The organism is Paenibacillus durus ATCC 35681 (genome assembly GCF_000993825.1).
GTDB classification, from domain to species: domain Bacteria; phylum Bacillota; class Bacilli; order Paenibacillales; family Paenibacillaceae; genus Paenibacillus_AQ; species Paenibacillus_AQ durus_B.
Window position 1 is genome coordinate 3,960,866 of record NZ_CP011114.1, and the last position, 16,428, is coordinate 3,977,293.

At 49.8% G+C, this 16,428-nt stretch carries 14 protein-coding genes and 1 pseudogene; 5 read left to right on the forward strand and 10 right to left on the reverse strand.

Translation table 11 applies throughout. The annotated features are described in order from the left end of the window. Nucleotides 1-17 precede the first annotated feature (17 nt). The 6 genes from VK70_RS18470 to VK70_RS18495 form a co-directional block, all read right to left on the reverse strand. Nucleotides 18-818: an ABC transporter permease gene (locus VK70_RS18470; protein ID WP_025696576.1), complete on the reverse strand. Its 801-nt coding sequence runs from the start codon at nt 816-818 to the stop codon at nt 18-20. 11 nt (nt 819-829) lie between these two features. After that, nucleotides 830-1,672, reverse strand: a complete 843-nt coding sequence (locus VK70_RS18475; RefSeq protein WP_025696578.1) for an ABC transporter permease — start codon at nt 1,670-1,672, stop codon at nt 830-832. Nucleotide 1,673: 1 nt separating this feature from the next. Further along, entirely contained in the window at nt 1,674-2,759 is a 1,086-nt protein-coding gene (locus VK70_RS18480) for an ABC transporter ATP-binding protein (protein ID WP_036641190.1), read from the reverse strand. Nucleotides 2,760-2,825: 66 nt separating this feature from the next. Beyond that, a complete protein-coding gene (locus tag VK70_RS18485) occupies nt 2,826-3,965 on the reverse strand; it encodes an ABC transporter substrate-binding protein (protein WP_025696582.1) in 1,140 nt (379 codons plus the stop codon). 16 nt (nt 3,966-3,981) lie between these two features. Continuing rightward, the gene (locus VK70_RS18490; RefSeq protein ID WP_158454077.1) at nt 3,982-5,001 is read right to left on the reverse strand and encodes a zinc-dependent alcohol dehydrogenase; all 1,020 of its coding nucleotides are present in this window, start codon (nt 4,999-5,001) and stop codon (nt 3,982-3,984) included. Between the two features lie 72 nt (nt 5,002-5,073). Beyond that, a complete protein-coding gene (locus VK70_RS18495; protein ID WP_025696586.1) occupies nt 5,074-6,213 on the reverse strand; it encodes a mandelate racemase/muconate lactonizing enzyme family protein in 1,140 nt (379 codons plus the stop codon). A 189-nt stretch (nt 6,214-6,402) separates the two neighbouring features. Between VK70_RS18495 and VK70_RS18500 the strand changes: the two genes are divergently transcribed. From VK70_RS18500 to VK70_RS18510, 3 genes are all read left to right on the forward strand, one after another. Then, a complete protein-coding gene (locus VK70_RS18500) occupies nt 6,403-7,053 on the forward strand; it encodes a GntR family transcriptional regulator (RefSeq protein WP_025696588.1) in 651 nt (216 codons plus the stop codon). A 21-nt stretch (nt 7,054-7,074) separates the two neighbouring features. After that, nucleotides 7,075-7,827, forward strand: coding sequence for an HAD family hydrolase (locus VK70_RS18505; protein WP_025696590.1), 753 nt, complete (start codon nt 7,075-7,077; stop codon nt 7,825-7,827). Nucleotides 7,828-8,075: 248 nt separating this feature from the next. Continuing rightward, a complete protein-coding gene (locus tag VK70_RS18510; protein WP_025696592.1) occupies nt 8,076-8,612 on the forward strand; it encodes a CueP family metal-binding protein in 537 nt (178 codons plus the stop codon). A 99-nt stretch (nt 8,613-8,711) separates the two neighbouring features. Here the strand turns inward: VK70_RS18510 and VK70_RS29010 are convergent, their stop codons facing one another. The 4 genes and pseudogenes from VK70_RS29010 to VK70_RS18525 form a co-directional block, all read right to left on the reverse strand. Next, entirely contained in the window at nt 8,712-11,771 is a 3,060-nt protein-coding gene (locus VK70_RS29010; protein WP_324608001.1) for a glycoside hydrolase family 32 protein, read from the reverse strand. 30 nt (nt 11,772-11,801) lie between these two features. Next, nucleotides 11,802-12,872: pseudogene (locus VK70_RS29370) on the reverse strand (family 16 glycoside hydrolase); the annotation flags it as partial. Nucleotides 12,873-13,172: 300 nt separating this feature from the next. Beyond that, nucleotides 13,173-14,156 carry an aldo/keto reductase gene (locus VK70_RS18520; RefSeq protein WP_025696595.1) on the reverse strand — a complete coding sequence of 328 codons (984 nt, stop codon included), beginning with the start codon at nt 14,154-14,156 and terminating at the stop codon, nt 13,173-13,175. A gap of 12 nt (nt 14,157-14,168) precedes the next feature. Beyond that, the gene (locus VK70_RS18525) at nt 14,169-14,498 is read right to left on the reverse strand and encodes a carboxymuconolactone decarboxylase family protein (RefSeq protein WP_025696596.1); all 330 of its coding nucleotides are present in this window, start codon (nt 14,496-14,498) and stop codon (nt 14,169-14,171) included. A 190-nt stretch (nt 14,499-14,688) separates the two neighbouring features. Between VK70_RS18525 and VK70_RS18530 the strand changes: the two genes are divergently transcribed. Continuing rightward, nucleotides 14,689-15,234 (forward strand): TetR/AcrR family transcriptional regulator, encoded by a 546-nt coding sequence (locus tag VK70_RS18530; protein ID WP_025696598.1) that lies wholly within the window; start codon nt 14,689-14,691, stop codon nt 15,232-15,234. Between the two features lie 132 nt (nt 15,235-15,366). After that, entirely contained in the window at nt 15,367-16,407 is a 1,041-nt protein-coding gene (locus tag VK70_RS18535; RefSeq protein ID WP_025696601.1) for an NAD(P)-dependent alcohol dehydrogenase, read from the forward strand. The last annotated feature ends 21 nt before the right edge of the window (nt 16,408-16,428 follow it).

Here is a 16,428-nt window from a genome sequence, read left to right on the forward strand (position 1 = left end):
TTTGAACCCCTCGCAAGTTATTCCTCAGTAATAGCCTTCGAATTCCGCTGCGCAAACAGTCTGCTGCCCGCGATCGCGATCAAGCATAACGAAAATAAGACGATCAACGTATAGACCGCATTAATCTGCGGCGAATAGCCGTGACGGATCATGGACCAGATGAGCATAGGCAGGGTATTGTCCGTTCCAATCAGAAAGAAGGATACAACTACTTCGTCAAATGAAATCGTCAGCCCGAGCAGCGCTCCGGCCAGCACCGCGCTTCTGATATTCGGGAGTGTAATGAGCAGAAAGGTCCGCATCGGCGAGGCACCCAGATCCATAGATGCAAACTCCAGATTCCGATCAAATCTTTTCAAACGGTCCATAACCAGAAACATTACAACTGGTGTAATAAACGTGATATGCCCGATAATGACAGTCATCAGAGAAGCATCCACCTTCAGAAACTTGAACAGCAGATTGAGTGATGTCCCAATAATAATTCCCGGTAAAATGTACGGAAGAAGAATCAAAAATTGCAGGAATGTTCCCCCGCGTATCCGGTACCGCTGAAACAAGTAGGCCGCCAGTGTACCAAAGACAATTGCGCACAACGTGGCAGGCAGGCTAACTATTAAACTGTTTTTCGCGGCAACCCAGAGCTCCGTATTCGAGAACAACCCCCTGTACCAATCGAATGTCAGCTTCTTGATCGGCAGAACCTGGACTTTCGATTCATTGAAGGAGAACAGGATCGTCACCAGAATCGGAAGATACAAGAAGGTGTATACGATGAACGCAAACAATAGCGCTCCCACATATTTCAAATACTTCATGAACAGCCTCCCTACTCCTCAAAGATAGCCTGTACGTTCCCGATTTTGCGCGCTGCCGCAATTACCGCCAATATGAACAGCAGCATAATCATCGAAAGCGCCGCGCCGAGCGGCCAGTTATAACTGTTGCCGAATTGCGTTTGAATCATGTTTCCATACATAATTCCCGATGTGCCTCCGACCAGCGAGGGTGTCATGTAGTCGCCGAACGAGGTGATGAAGGCGAACATAAACCCCGTCACGACACCCGGCATACTGAGGGGAAAGACAACTGTCCAGAATGCCCTTGATCCGCCTGCTCCCAAATCTGCCGCGGCCTGCAGCAGATTGCCGGGAATTTTCTCGATGGCACTATAGATCGGGATAAAAGTGAACGGTATCGAAATGCACAGCATCGTGATGACGACTGCGGAGCTGTTGAACAATAGCGACGAGGAAGGCTGTTTTAAGATCCCCGTCAATACCAAGAGCGAGTTAATGAACCCGGACTCTCCCAAAATCGACCTCCAGGAATAGATCCGCACCAAATAACCCACCCACAAAGGAGCCAATACCCCAAGAAACAGGATCGTCTTCAAGGTTCCTCTCCGGTGATTGACGAACAATGCCAACGGATAGCTGATGAGCACCGACAGCGCCGCGACAATCAAAGCCAGCTTGATCGTTTTCCAAAGCAACGACAAGTATATCGGATCTTGGAAAATTTTTGAATAATTTTGAATACTAAAGCTGTGAATGACCTGGAAATTATCAATGCTCCAGAAGCTGAACAGCAGCATCGCAGAAACAGGCAGGACGATGAACAAGAGTACCCACACGGAAATCATAATCAGCATCAGGTTTTTCCCGTACATCTTAACTCCTCCACTCTTTGACGATAATCGCATCCTCCGGACGGAAGAACAGATTCACGCTCTCTCCCGCAGAGAATTTCACATTCCCGTCGTCCTTCTGCTGCTTCATCAGAATATGTGTTCCTCCAGCCTCTCTGAACGTCAACTCTCTATCCGCGCCATAATAGGTTTCTTCCACGAAGACCGCGCTGAGACGGTTAACATACCGTTCATCGTCTTTGGAGGTCCGGAGCTTCTCAGGACGGACCGAAATGTAAACATGCGGCTCTCCCGAGAGATTCGAAGCCTCATTTGTCATCGCTTGAAGCCCGGCGTCACTCACAAAGCGGGTTGGCCCTTCCATTCTTCCTTTAATCAGATTGGATTTTCCGATAAAACCGGCAACGAAGCTCGTTTGGGGCATTTCGTAAATCTCCTCTGGCGAACCCACTTGATGCAGCACGCCGTTCTTCATTACGGCAATACGGTCCGACAGGCTCAGCGCTTCCCCCTGATCGTGCGTGATGTACACGAAAGTGATGTCCACTTCCCTTTGCAGATGCTTCAGCACCCGCTGCATTTCTTGCCTTAGGTGAAAATCGAGCGCGGAAAGCGGCTCATCCAGCAGCAGAACTTCCGGTTTGGAAATGAGTGCCCGGGCTAACGCGACACGCTGCTTCTGTCCGCCGCTGAGCTGATTCGGAGAACGGTCGAGAAATGGGTCCATACTTACCATCTTCAAGCTTTCGATCACTCTGGAACGAATCTCATTCTTCGGCACCTTCCTGAGTTTCAGAGGATAGGCCACGTTGTCATAGACTGTCATATGGGGAAAAAGGGCATAGTTTTGAAACACGGTGTTCACATTCCGCTTGTAGGGAGGAATATGGTTAGCCGAGGTTCCGGATAGATATACCGCCCCCTCGGTCGCATGATCGAATCCCGCTATCATTTTCAGCGTCGTCGTTTTACCGCAACCGCTCGGTCCCACAATGGAAAAAAATTCCCCTCTTCTGATCGACAAGTTTAAATTTTTGATTGCCTCGTAATTGCCAAATCGTTTCGTCACCTGACGCAGCTCCACTACAGCCTGTTCTTGATTGATCATGGGGTCTCTCCTTTCCAAAGCAAGGCTGCGGCCGTAAAGCCGCACCCTTTCATGCAGATGAATCGGTTATTGGGCCGCTTTAACTTCATTCCACAACTTCACGCGTTTTTCAAAGCTTTCCGGGAAAGCTACGTACACAAGGTTGTTGAAATAATTCGGATCATCCATATGCGAAACCTTTTTCTCCTCGTCGGTCAGCTTGTTTGCCGAATCGGCATTCACCCCGCCGTAGCTCGTCTTCTTGATCAGCTGCGCCTGAACTTCCGACGAAATCAGATAATCGATATATACGTGGACCAGTTCGGGATCTTTGGCATCCTTGCCGATGACCGCATTGTCAATCCACACCAAAGCCCCTTCTTTCGGAATCACTTCTACGACATTCTTGCCTTCTTTTTGAAGATCTGTGATCATTGTCGGTCCCATAGAGAAGCCGATCCAGCCTTCGTCGCTTGCCATCAGATTTTTTCCGTCTTCAAAGCCGGCGTAATAGGTACGAACCAGCGGTTTCTGTTCGAGCAATTTGCTCTTCACTTGATCCAGCTGCTCGTCCGTCAGGTTATACGGATCTTTGAAGCCAAGAAGCATCGCTGTCATTGCCGTTTGATTAGCCGCATCGTCCAGGGTAACGATTTTTCCGCTGTACTTCGGATCCCACAATGCGTTCCAAGAGTCAATCGGTTCTTTGATTTTATCCGTGTTGACCATCATAGGCAGCGAACCCCAGGCAAACGGAACCGCATAGGTCTTTCCGTCCTTTACTACGTGCTTATCGTTGAGCGACTTCATATTTGCGATTAGCTGATTTGTATTCGGGAGCTTCGCCAAGTCAATCGGTTGAATCAAATTCATTTTGTAGTATCGGTTCACGGACCCGCCATCCATGAAAATCAGGTCGTACTTTACAGAACCGGACGCTGCTTTGGCGAACATTTCATCAACGCTGCCGGCATAAGTGACTTTAACGGTTACGCCGTATTTTTGTTCAAAAGGCTTCACCCATTCATCTTCCTGATATCCTTCCCAGGACAGCACATTAATCGTTTCACCTTTGAACTTCGCCACATCCTCGCCGCCATTTGCGGGAGCAGCAGAGCTTGCCGTTCCGGCGCCTGAATTTGTGGAGCTTGCGTTGCCGCCACATCCGCTGAGCCCAACCAGAATGACTACAGACATCAGAACAATCAGTACATGTTTCAGTTTCATGTTCTTCCTCCCTTAATTAATCTGCCCAAGAAATGATTGTCTTTAGACCGTTAAGGTTGCCGGCAAGCAGAATCTCTTTCGCCTCTTCCGGAGATACCACCCGTTCTACCAATGGATTCAACTCGATTTGATTACGCGCCACACATTCGATCGCCCTGGACCAGACGGCAGGGGAATTGGTCCGACCGAAAATACGGATGCCTTTAAAAATGATTTCTCTGTGCGGAAAATGATCGGTATGACTATCATTAAAACCGTACAAGATAATCCTGCCGCCTGTGCTGGCATATCGAACCGCATCTTTGACGGTATCCGACAAACCGACGGCGTCGATGACCAACTGAAAGCCACCCCTGTCACGTATGCTCGGATGCTCTTTGAGTGCGGCGGACTGCACATCGAATGGGATCAGGTCGTCTGCTCCGAATCTTTGAAGTAATTCCGCGCGCTCCGGAAGTTTGTAAACGACGCAGATGCGTCCGGCTCCCATCATTTTGGCGATTTGCGTAAAATACAAGGCGGCGGGGCCGTCTCCGTAAATGAGCACATGCTCCCCGGGCAGGAGGCCTGCATTATCCACAGCTCCAAAGGGACAAGCCATAGGTTCGAAAATCGCAGCCGAAACATCGCTCATTTCAACCGGAATTTTGTGTGCGCTTTTTGCCGGAACCCTGACATAATCGGCCCATCCGCCGTTTTCGTTGATCCCAAGCTCACAATAATTCGCGCAAAATTCCGGCTGTGAAGCTTTGCAAAAAAAACATTCGCCGCAAGGCACCCCCGGATCAATTACGACCCTGTCTCCCTCTTTCAATTCTTTGACATTACCGCCCGTCTCAATTACTTTCCCGGTTATTTCATGACCTAATATATAAGGCGGGGAATAGGGGAACTTGCCCTTTATGATTTCAACATCCGTGGCGCAGACACCGGTATAGCTTACACGAACCAGTACCTCGGTGGGACGAATCTCGGGAATCGGGACCTCTCTTAGAGCCAGAATCCCGTCCCCTTCCCATATAAGTGCTCTCATCATGCCCGCCATTATATCTCCTCCATTGGCATTCTGGCTTTCAATTGACGGTTTTACGGAAATAAGCCCCTGGTTCTATCGGTCACAGCGGTATTTCTCCAGCGCCTCTTCATTCAACTCAACGCCCAAACCGGGCTTGTCGGTAACTTCGGCATACCCGTCCTTGACGGTAACGTCGCTAAGCAGCATTTCCAGACGGATTGGCGTCTCGGCTACACAGTATTCCAGCAAAGCGCCGTTCGGTATGGCCGTGACCAAATGCAGGGAGGCGGCCACAACGATTCCGCTGCTCCAGGCATGGGGCACACAGGTAATATGGTGCGCATGGGCAAGCTGGGCAATTCTCTTCGCTTCGCTGAGTCCTCCGCAGCGGGTCACATCCGGCTGGACAATATCGACTCCGCCTTGCTCGATCAGCTCTTTGAAGCCGTAGCGCGTCGTTTCATTTTCTCCGCCGGCGATGCGGATGGAGGTTGATTCCGCCAATTTGCGGTATCCTTCGTAATCGTCGGCAAAGAGCGGTTCTTCGATCCAGTAAGGAGCGAAAGGCTCAAGCTCTTTGACGAGCGCCATACGCGAGGCGGCGTCGATCGGGTGGTCGTCGGACGGGATAAAGCCGAGATCGAACAACAAATCAATGTTCGGCCCCGCCGCTTCGCGGGACGCTTTTACCAATTCCACAATCTCCCGGTTACCCTGCTCGAATCCGCCCCAGCCCAGTTTGATCGCCGTATAGCCTTGCTCGGCCCACTTCTTCGTTTCGTCATAGGCCTCCTGCGGGGTATAAGGCATCAAGGTGCTTGCATACGCCCGAACCTTGCCGCGCTGCGCGCCTCCAAGCAGCTTGTACACCGGCAGATTCAGTGCCTTGCCCATAATATCCCACAGTGCGATATCAATCCCGCTGATGGCATGGATGACGACTCCCCTTCTGCCATAGAACGTGCTTCCAACATACAGCTTCTCCCAGATGCGTTCGATTTCGAAAGGATTCTCTCCAATAAGCATTTCCCCAAGCCCTCGGCAAATGCGGTGGGAGGAAGGCGTATCAATAATGGATTTGACTACCCACGGAGCCGAATCCACTTCGCCAATCCCGGTAATTCCTTCATCCGTATGCACCTTAATAATGATTCCATCCTGGGCACTGTCATTGATTAATTCAATCGTACTGCTTTGTCTTACAGGGATTGCTTCGACTTTTGTGATTTTCACGTCATATCTCCTCCTGCCGGGTGTAATGTTTCATGACAATAATATAGAGTGTCATTTGTAGATTGTCAACAATCTATTTTGGTGTATAATATGCTTATCACTGCTCACAGGGTAATTAATCTCGTTGACAGTATTTTATTGAAGCAAGTACATTGTTTATTGTAAACAATAATCAGATCGGAGATTCTTATGACAAATCCTAATGATTTGGAAAGCTTTCAGTTTAAAAAAAATGATACCGTTTCTTTGCGTCAATTTGTTTACCAGGAAATTCGCGAAGCCATAATCAAGGGGCATCTCGAACCGGGGGCCCGATTGCGCGAGGTGGAGATCTCCAAGCAGATGAACGTCAGCCGCGGTCCGATTCGCGAGGCAATCCGAATTTTGGAACAAGAAGGCTTGGTCATTTCCCATCCTTACCGGGAGACGGTCGTTGTTGACCTTTCCGAAGAGGAAGTTATTCATTTGCTCGTGCCTACCCGGCGCAATTTCGAATTGTTTGCGGCACAGAAGGCTGTTAGCGTGCTGACAGCCGACGATTTTGCCTTTTTGGACAACATTATTCTGAATATGCAGGAAGCGAGCGACCAGGATGATCTGGACCGTCTCTCGAATCTGGATCTGAAATTTCACGAACGGATTGTAGAACAATGTGTTTCACCTGCCATGTTCCGCATCTGGAACAGCATCTCCGGCAAGCTCCACGCACGTTTTCTCATTCAGGGCTACAGCCATTCCTCCTTGCAAACCGTAGTGGAAGAACATCGTGAGATGCTTCAACTGATTCGCAGTGGAGATAAAGAACGCATCGAACAGCATTTGCAGACACACATCAAGTAGCATAAGGAGGCATGAGTTTAGATGCAGGATGGCAAAAAAATATGGGTTGGTTCCGAAATCTTACATGTTCGGGCGGTAGCTTTCGACAAAGACGGCACCTTGTTCGATTCCGTGAAATTCTGGTCCTACATTGATGAATTGAGAAAGAGCGAATTTACACGTCTTGCAGGTCCCGAATACGGTGATGAGTGGAGCGCCATGATGGGGTTTACACAACCGGATCACATTGACTACACCGGGGTGCTAGCGGTAGCCACGACGCTTGAGGAAATCATTCTGACTGCGGGGCTCCTTTATCGTCTGAAGGGATGGTCCTGGTTCGAATGCAAGCAAAGGGCGCAGCAAATTTTTGCGAACGCCGACCGGCAGCTTCAATTGGAGCATGCTTTCCACTCGACGGATAACGTGCCTGATATATTTCATAATTTGCATTCCCAAGGGATATCTGTCGGGATCATGACATCGGATGCTTACGAACGCACATCACGGCTCATGCAGATGCTGAAAGTCGATCATTTGCTTGATTTTGTCATAACCCCCGAGCAAGTAAGCAAAGGAAAACCGGACCCGGAAATGGTGCATAAAGCTTGCGCAATGCTGAAGATTTCACCTGGGGAGCTGGCCATTGTCGGTGATTCCGTGGCGGACGTCCAAATGGCGAAAGCTGCCGGCAGCGTCGGAATCGGCCTCATTACGTACGAAGGCTCGGAAAAGGATTTGTCTCCGCATGCAGATTTTTTAATCCATTCTCTATCAGAGATTCAAGTGATTTAAAAAAATAAGCGCCTGAACCTGTATAAAGGTAGAGGGCGCTTATTTGTGCTTGATCATATCCTTTCTGCCTTTGGCATCAACCGGCAAGGTTGTAGATTTACTATCAGAAGATCGCCGCTTGATGATCAGAACGGACTTTATTGTGCCAAACGATATTGCAAATCGGCGCCAATCTAAATTACAATTCACAGGCGGGTGCTTTATATGACCTTGAAGAAGAGTTCAACGCGAGAAAAGGAGTTCAGAGAATGAGAAAGAAGATTTTTATAGCTGCGGCTTTGATTGCAGTCGTATTGGGAGCATACATCATCGCAGGCGGGAACAAAACAAAGGAGACTGCAAAGCAGACGGCCCCTGACATCAAACAATTGGTAAATAACTACAGCTCAGGGAAGCTTAACGCTAAATCTGCATCGATTACATCACATCAGCTTACCGTGACTGCGGACAACAATGACAAATCAACCTATACCCTGCCCCAGAACGAATTTTTCGTTTCCATTGCTCCTTATGTCAATAAGACGCATCCCTGTGCCACTCATAGCTTGACGGGCTGTCAGGGAGAAATGACGAATGAGAAATTCAACGTAACCATAACGGATCGGGACGGCAAGGTCGTGATTAAAGATGTACTCCAATCTTTCGACAATGGATTTATCGATTTTTGGCTCCCGCGCGACCAAACCTTCCACGTCAAAATTGAGCATGGCGGCAAAATCAGCGAATCTGACATTTCTACCTTTGAAGACGACAATACCTGTATTTCTACGATGCAATTGACTTAATCCCAGTGATCAGGAAAAAAAACGCCGGTTACAGGAAGTAACCGGACGCTAACTTTGTACATTATGCGGCTGTCAACACTCGAATCGTGATACCGGACTTTATTGTACCTTAAAATCGTCGACGTTCAGATGGCCCCAACCGCCGGTGGCGGTATCGACCAGCTTGATATATACGACTTCACCCAGATACTCGGAAGCGTCCAGCGTCATTCTGCGGTAGGTCTCGTCATCTTCAAAACCGACGTTCGTCGTTTTCAGCAGAACCTGATCATCCGACGCTCTTACCAGGGCGACATACAGGTTCTCATAATCGTTTCCGCCGCCCATCAGGAAGCTGATCTCCCCGCTTCCGGACAGCTTGAAATTGCCCGATTTCAGGATGCCGGTCGCGCCATCGCCGTCCTCTTCCCCATTGTATCCCCAAAGATGATAAGTGCCGCTGTGGTTGAAAGGAAGAACGCCAAAGAATTTCTTCTCCTGCGAGACATGCTTGTCGCTGAACGCATTGCCGCTCACTACCGTCCATCCGGTCAGGTCGCCCGTTTCAAAATCCGGATTAATCAAATCTGTGGTGGTCGTATCAGCTGGCTTCGGAGGATCGGGCTCAAAATCCGTTTTGTTTTTGTAAATGATGTTATCAAAGGCGGTTGTAGAGCCTGATACGCCCAAACCGAAGTATCCGCCCGTGAACGAAGGATCTCTGACCGTGATGATCCGTGCTTTGTCCAGGTAAACCTGGATCAAATCTTTCTCTGTTACTACTTTCAGGTTGTATGTCTTGTTGGCTGTCAGGTTGAGCCCGTCTTCCGCACCATAAACGGCGAGGGACACCGATTGGCCTCCGGCAGATTTGATCAATTTCACTGTGTTCGTCCGGACATCCAATCTTGCCATATACGCGTTCTCGCCCAGCCTGTCGGAACGGAATATCAAATCTCCGGAGCCGACCGGATTCGGAACATAGTCCTGATTCGGGTCATTCGGGTGAGAGTCGGTATCGAGAATCCGGATATCGGCTTCATACGAAGCGTCGCCGCCCGTGTTGCCCGAAATCGTGATGGCGTTCATACCGGCCGTTTCTCCCTGTTTGCCATAGAGGGTATCCGCCCACATGCCGTTGATCGTGGTCCATCCGCTCAGGTTCGTTTTAACCGGGGATTTGCCCCAAATCGATGTCAGCGGGTAAATGTCCAGCGACTTCAGCGTCACATCCCCGCCTTTACTGTACACTTCCAGCCCGGTGCTGCGCGGGTCGGGGAAGACCTGATCGGTAATGGCAGCGGTACCGTTATTGCCGAATACTTCAATCGCGGAGCGATCCACGAAGAGATGCATCTTGACCGTATCGTTCTCCGGCCGCAGCGGCGCCTCATGTTTGCCCTTTACCTGGATACCGTAATTGAAGTTGCCGGATTTCGAGCGGTCTACGAACAGGTTTTGCTTGGCAGTATCGTACCCGACCACCGTCTGTTCAGGAGTGTCTCCGTGCTTGATCGCGCCCTTGTGCACTTTAAAGCCGAATTCAGAAGCCGTCGATTGAGATAGATCAAACTCGGCTATGATTTCATATACATCTGAGGTCTTGGAAATAGCATTTGCGCTTCCGGCTGAAATCACCTGGTTTTCCATCGTGATTTTGCCGCTGTTGTCGCGGATTTTTTCCAGGCTGACCGGCGTTTGCTTGAGCCGAAGGCCGTCTTCGGTCCGGGTCAGCTCCATCTCTCGCGGAAGCGTCAAAGAGCTCCTCCACGTCGTGGTCGGCGTTTTTTTGGCGTACTGCCAATTGCTCATCCAAGCGAGCCAGTATCGCTCCCCGTTTTTCCCTTCTATGTTGTTGAACGGGATACCGGCATAGAAGTCGGCGCCATAGTCTGCCCACAGCACCTGATCCGCCGGATTGTCGTTTACAAACCGCTTGCCGTCAAAATTCCCGATGAAGTACTGCATGCCCGCCCCGCCGCCGATCGAACCGTTTTGCAGACTGACCAGCAGCACCCACTTTTTGTTGCCCGGATTCCCGTCGACCGGAAGGGTAAATAATGCCGGACACTCCCAAACGCCTGCCACCCTGCCGTTCGTCGAAGGAACCCACTCTCCGACGATTCCTTTCCATTCGGTAATCGTAGCGCTTTCGTACTGCTCCGGTTCCTGCGGTTCCCGGGCTTTATTATCGACTGCTGCGGGTATTGTTCCCGTGTTGTAGACATTTACGTCGTCGAGGTTGATATGGCCCCAGCCGCCGGTCGCATTATCGACGACCTTGATGTACAGCACCTCGCCTAAATAGTCTGAAGCGTCCCAGACGAACCGGTGATATTTTTCATCGTCCGCCCAGTATTTGTTCTCTTGACGGATCAGTTCCTTATCGTCGGAAGCTCTCACCAGAGCAACATACCGGGTAGCGATATCATTGCCCCCTCCGATCATCAGGTTGATTTCACCCGAACCGCCCAGCCTGAAAAAGCTGGAATGGAGCTCGCCTGTCAAAGCGTCATAAGGAGGAACCGCCGCTCCCCATAAATGGCTGTTGCCCTGCTGTCCGAAAGGTCCGCCCCAATATTCCGTCGCTCTCGAGACATGCGCGTTCGTAAAAGCGTCTCCTCTTACCACTTTCCAGCCCGTTAAATCGCCTGTCTCAAAATCATGGTTCTCAATCTCGGCAGCTTCCGTGATAATATACTTTGTCTGTAGCACGCCCTGGAATTGGACCGAAGCATCCGAAGCGTGCAGACCGAGCAAGCCTGTGGAGTAGGCTGCATCCTTTGCGTCAATAACCGGCTTGCCATCCAGAAACACTTTAATCGCGCTGCCGGCTGCGCTTGTTTTCAGATGGTACGTTTTGCCTGATTCGACGACCGCCTCTTTCTCCGCGATAACGGTGCTTGCGCCGTTTACCGTTTTGATCAGCCGGACCTTGTCGTTCGCGTCATCGAGTACGGCTTCATAGCCGTTGTTCCCGTCTGCGTCCGCCCGGAATACAAGCGAGCCAAATCCGGAGGCGCCGTTATATTGGGAAATCCTCAAGTCGGTTTCATAACTGAAATCGGAAGCGGTCTCCCCGCTCATAGTGTAGGCATCGCCTGCGGAGCTACCGAGCTTCCCGGAATTGTTGTTCGCCCACGTTCCCGAAACGGGGGTCCAGCCGGAAATATTGGTCACAAAATTTGAGGTGTTGGTAAACTTAACGTTCCGGAAGATCGCGGACGAGTTCCAGGACGACAGTCCGAAGTAGCCGCTTCCGAAAGACGAATCTTGCTGGTCGATAACCAGCTTATCGTCCACATAAATTTTCACCCGTTCGTCAATCGTCTCGACCTTTACATGATACGTCGTGGAAGCACGGAGATCGGCGGGTTTGGAGACAATTTCCGTAATTGAATCGTTTCCAATTTTTCCGAACGTAACTTTATCGGTTTCCGTATTCAGCATGGCGACATAGCCGCTCTTCATTTCCGGGTCCGCCCGGAATACCAGTCCTCCCGCTCCGATCAGCGTATTGTTCTCAATAGGCATCACGTCGGCTTCGTACACAAATGACTGTCCGCGCTGCGTCGATACGGCAAAGGAGTAGCCCCCGGCTTGCCCGGTTCCCTGAATGCCGCCGTCCGGGCCGAATTCGCTCTGGTAGGTCCACTCTTTCAAGTTGGGCGACGTATAAAACATGATTCTGTCTTTGGATGCGAGAGTCATTACCCACTGGTTCGATTCTTCATGCCAGAAGACGTTCGGATCTCGCCAGTCGGGAACGGGCGGATTCGGCATGACAGGGTTGCCTTCATATTTTGTCCATGTCCGGCCTCTGTCCGTGCTGTAGGCTAGACTTTGAACCTGCCTTGGTCCGTTGGCGTGAGTGAAGATGGCGACCATGGCATTTTTGCCGAACCCGGCTGTATTGTTATAATCGATGACCGCACTTCCCGAGAAAATAACACCGTTTTCATCCGGCGCCAGGGCAAATGGCAGCTGCTCCCAATGAATGAGGTCCTTGCTGACCGCGTGTCCCCAATGCATGGGGCCTTGGGTCTTCTGGTAAGGGTCGTATTGGAAAAACTGATGATACTCCCCCTCGAAATAAATCATTCCGTTCGGGTCATTCATCCAATTCGCTTGAGGTGAGAAGTGAAACTGATTTCGGTGAACCTCGTTGTAATAGTCTGAGTCGGCGGCCTGCCCGGAAGCGTTAGCGGTCAAGCCGGCCGGAAATGCCAAGGCGAGCGCCAGTGTTAAAGTGGCTAGCGTTTTTCCCTTTTTACTCAAAATGGAACCAACACCTTTCGCTGCAAATGTGGACATCAACTTTGACACGTTATCATCCTATTCACTGCCGAAATCTTTCATGCGTTGTTGTTGGTGGGTTGATGCCCCCTCTCCTAATTATGTAATCGCTTGCAAATGATTGGGTTAAAGCCCTAGACATGGACTCCCCAACCTATTTTAAAAAAGATTGGAAGCACTTTCAATATGCTATTTGTACTTTATTTCTCACAATGGAGGGGCTGAACGCAACAAGGAGCAGTTGCCTAAGGCAATTGCCCCTTATATATATTGAATCATTTGGAGTTATGTCCACATCGACAGCAACGTTTCGCCGCGGTCCGTCGCAGGTACGGGAGTAACCGAAAGCGAAGAGATTTCATCGCGCCACTCCGGAGTCATGTCCACATCGGCAGCGGCTAGCGAATCCTCAAGCTGCTTCAGGTTTCTTGCCCCGATAATCGGCGCCGTTATCGCAGGATGCGACATCGCCCAGGCGACGGCCAGCGTAGAGGGCTTCACACCACGCTCCGCGGCATAGGCGTTAAACCGGTCGGCTACGACAAAATTCATTTTATCCGCGTAGCGGTCCGTATATCTTTTCTCTTCAACGAGACGTCCTTGCTCCGGCCGTTTGTTCACTCCATATTTGCCTGTAAGAAGTCCGGCTCCGAGCGGGCTGTAGGAAATCACCCCCAGCTGTTCCGAAGCGGCAAGCGGTAAAATTTCGACCTCGGCTTGACGTTTAACCAGGTTATACATCGGCTGGATCAATTCAAACCGGGCAAGCTGCTCTTTTGCGGAAATTCCCAATGCCTTGGCAATCTGCCAGGCCGCCCAGTTGCTTACCGCCGGATAAAGAATTTTCCCTTGTGCCTGAAGGTCGTCCAGCGCACGGAGCGTTTCTTCCATCGGAGTGTTCTCATCGAACATATGCACAAAGTAAAAATCGATCCGATCCGTCTTCAACCGCCGCAGACTATTTTCCACTTCAAGCAGAATATGACGGCGGGAGAGGCCACCGGCATTGATATCTTTTCCCATCGGATAGAACACTTTCGTGCTCAACACAATCTCATCCCGGCAGTCGGCGATACACTCACCCAGGATTTCTTCGGACCGCCCCCCGCTATAAACATTGGCCGTATCAAAAAAATTAATCCCCGCTTCACGGCAGCGCTTGAACATGGCTTTGGACGTTCCTTCGTCCGCGTTCCCGCCAAAAGACATCGTGCCGAAGCATAGCTTCGAGACCTGAATCCCCGTTTTTCCGACTGTGCGGTATTTCATGATAAAACCTCCCTATTTCCCTTTCAAAAACACTTCTTTGGCTACCATAATGGCAGACATGGCTTTCGGCCATCCGGCGTAAAAAGCAAGATGGATAATGACTTCTTTGAGCTCTTCCTCCGACAGACCGTTCTCTTTGGCTTTGTTCAAATGAAATCCCAGTTGTTCCGTATTCCCGCCCGCGATCAGGCTCGCTACGGTAATCAAGCTGCGTTCACGCGGAGCAAGCTCCTTCCGTTCCCAGACATCGCCGAACAGAACCTCGTCGGTAAGCTCCACAAGTTTCGGCGCGAAATCTCCGATCGCTCTTTGTGCGCCAGTCAGTTCTTTTTCATTAGACATATTTCAACCTTCCTTCCCTCATATAATAAACATAAAAACAATAATAATTCTTGATGTATTAATGAACTCACGTCTATAATTATAAACAACTGCACAACGTATTCAATTGTACGATTAGCATGATTTGTTAAGTAATGAACAATTATGCTATGGTTGTTTAATAATTTTTTTGGAAAGTAGGGCACCTTTGATGTCTAAAGTGGACCGAAGAATTCTCAAAACCCAGGAAGCGTTGAAAAAGGCTGTAATTGAATTGATGTCCGAGAAAAACTTTGATGACATTACGATACAGGATATTTCCGACAGGGCAAATGTAAGCCGGGGGACCATCTATCTTCATTACCTGGATAAGTTTGATCTGCTGGATAAGCTTATTGAGGAGCATATTAACGAACTGCGGAAGCTGTGCGAATCGGCATGTCAATTGGATTTTATCGAGGCGACGCTGATCTTCTGCGAATACTTCGAAAGTCATTATTCATTCTTTTCGCTGATGCTGGCGAGCAAAGGGGCTCCTTATTTCCGCAATCGGTTCCTGAACTTTCTTATCGAAGAGTTTGGGAAGGAAGTGGACGTAACCGGAGGAAAAAACGAGGGATTACATGAAGAGGTCATCGTTAGATTCGTTTCATCGGCTTACGTTGGTGTAGTGGAGTGGTGGTTCACGAATGAGAAACCTTTCCCCCATCATGTTTTGGCTGAACAACTGGGGACGTTATTAGACAGAAATATATAATCTGTTCATTAATCAACAAATTCTAATGATTTGACAATTGCAAGTATCATGCATAGCTTTATAATAATAAACGTATGTACATTAAAATATAAATGTTATTTATCCTCATGAGAAAGGGAGTAGAGAACAAACATGTGCCAAACTCGTGTTCTAAGTGTCCCCAGCGCAAAAGCGCCATTTGAAAAAACCACAATTGAGCGGAGAGAATTACGCCCGCACGACGTCCTGATCGATATTCAGTTTAGCGGGATTTGCCACTCCGACATCCACAGTGCATTCGACGAATGGGGCGGCGGCATTTTCCCCATGGTTCCCGGTCACGAAATCGCCGGAATTGTGGCGGCCGTAGGAACTGAGGTTACCAAATTTGCCGTTGGCGATCGTGTTGGCGTTGGCTGCTTTGTTGACTCCTGCGGGGAATGCGAATACTGCCTTAAGGGAGAGGAGCAATATTGTACGAAAGGCTTTGTCGCAACCTACAACTCCCTGGACTATGACGGCAATCCGACCTACGGCGGATACAGCCAAAAAATCGTAGTAACAGAAGGATTCGTTGTCCGTATCCCGGACCGTCTGAATCTGGATGTGGCAAGCCCGCTGCTGTGCGCAGGCATTACGACATACTCGCCGCTGAAACATTGGAACGCCGGCCCGGGCAAGAAAGTTGCCATTGTGGGAATGGGAGGTCTTGGCCACCTGGCGATCCAATATGCGCATGCCCTGGGTGCTGAAGTCACCGTCTTGAGCCGTTCTATCGGTAAAAAAGAGGAAGCCCTGAGCTTTGGCGCCGATCATTACTTTGCGACCAGTGATCCCGCCACATTCAAAACATTGGCCAGTCAATTCGACCTTATCTTAAATACCGTGTCCGCAAATCTTGACGTTGATGCCTATTTATCGCTGCTTCGCATCGATGGAACGCTTGTCAATGTCGGTGCGCCGGCTGAACCGGACAAGTACCAGGTATTTTCCCTGATCATGGGCCGCCGCAGCATCGCAGGTTCACTCGTTGGCGGAATCCGGGAAACGCAAGAGATGCTCGATTTCTCTGCAGAGCACGGCATTACCCCCAAAATCGAGGTGATTCGCGCGGACCAAGTGGACGAAGCGTATCAGCGTGTCCTCCGCAGCGATGTGCGTTATCGGTTTGTCATTGATGTAGCTACTTTGTAACTTTGCTTGGATGAAAGATGG

What these genes read in the sequence shown, in the direction of transcription:
- VK70_RS18510 (WP_025696592.1), top strand. Translation starts at nt 8,076, where the DNA reads ATGAGAAAGAAGATTTTTATAGCTGCGGCTTTGATTGCAGTCGTATTG.
- VK70_RS18525 (WP_025696596.1), bottom strand. Translation starts at nt 14,498, where the DNA reads ATGTCTAATGAAAAAGAACTGACTGGCGCACAAAGAGCGATCGGAGAT.
- VK70_RS18530 (WP_025696598.1), top strand. Translation starts at nt 14,689, where the DNA reads ATGTCTAAAGTGGACCGAAGAATTCTCAAAACCCAGGAAGCGTTGAAA.
- VK70_RS18520 (WP_025696595.1), bottom strand. Translation starts at nt 14,156, where the DNA reads ATGAAATACCGCACAGTCGGAAAAACGGGGATTCAGGTCTCGAAGCTA.
- VK70_RS18505 (WP_025696590.1), top strand. Translation starts at nt 7,075, where the DNA reads ATGCAGGATGGCAAAAAAATATGGGTTGGTTCCGAAATCTTACATGTT.
- VK70_RS18500 (WP_025696588.1), top strand. Translation starts at nt 6,403, where the DNA reads ATGACAAATCCTAATGATTTGGAAAGCTTTCAGTTTAAAAAAAATGAT.
- VK70_RS18535 (WP_025696601.1), top strand. Translation starts at nt 15,367, where the DNA reads ATGTGCCAAACTCGTGTTCTAAGTGTCCCCAGCGCAAAAGCGCCATTT.
- VK70_RS18490 (WP_158454077.1), bottom strand. Translation starts at nt 5,001, where the DNA reads ATGATGAGAGCACTTATATGGGAAGGGGACGGGATTCTGGCTCTAAGA.
- VK70_RS18470 (WP_025696576.1), bottom strand. Translation starts at nt 818, where the DNA reads ATGAAGTATTTGAAATATGTGGGAGCGCTATTGTTTGCGTTCATCGTA.
- VK70_RS18475 (WP_025696578.1), bottom strand. Translation starts at nt 1,672, where the DNA reads ATGTACGGGAAAAACCTGATGCTGATTATGATTTCCGTGTGGGTACTC.
- VK70_RS18480 (WP_036641190.1), bottom strand. Translation starts at nt 2,759, where the DNA reads ATGATCAATCAAGAACAGGCTGTAGTGGAGCTGCGTCAGGTGACGAAA.
- VK70_RS18485 (WP_025696582.1), bottom strand. Translation starts at nt 3,965, where the DNA reads ATGAAACTGAAACATGTACTGATTGTTCTGATGTCTGTAGTCATTCTG.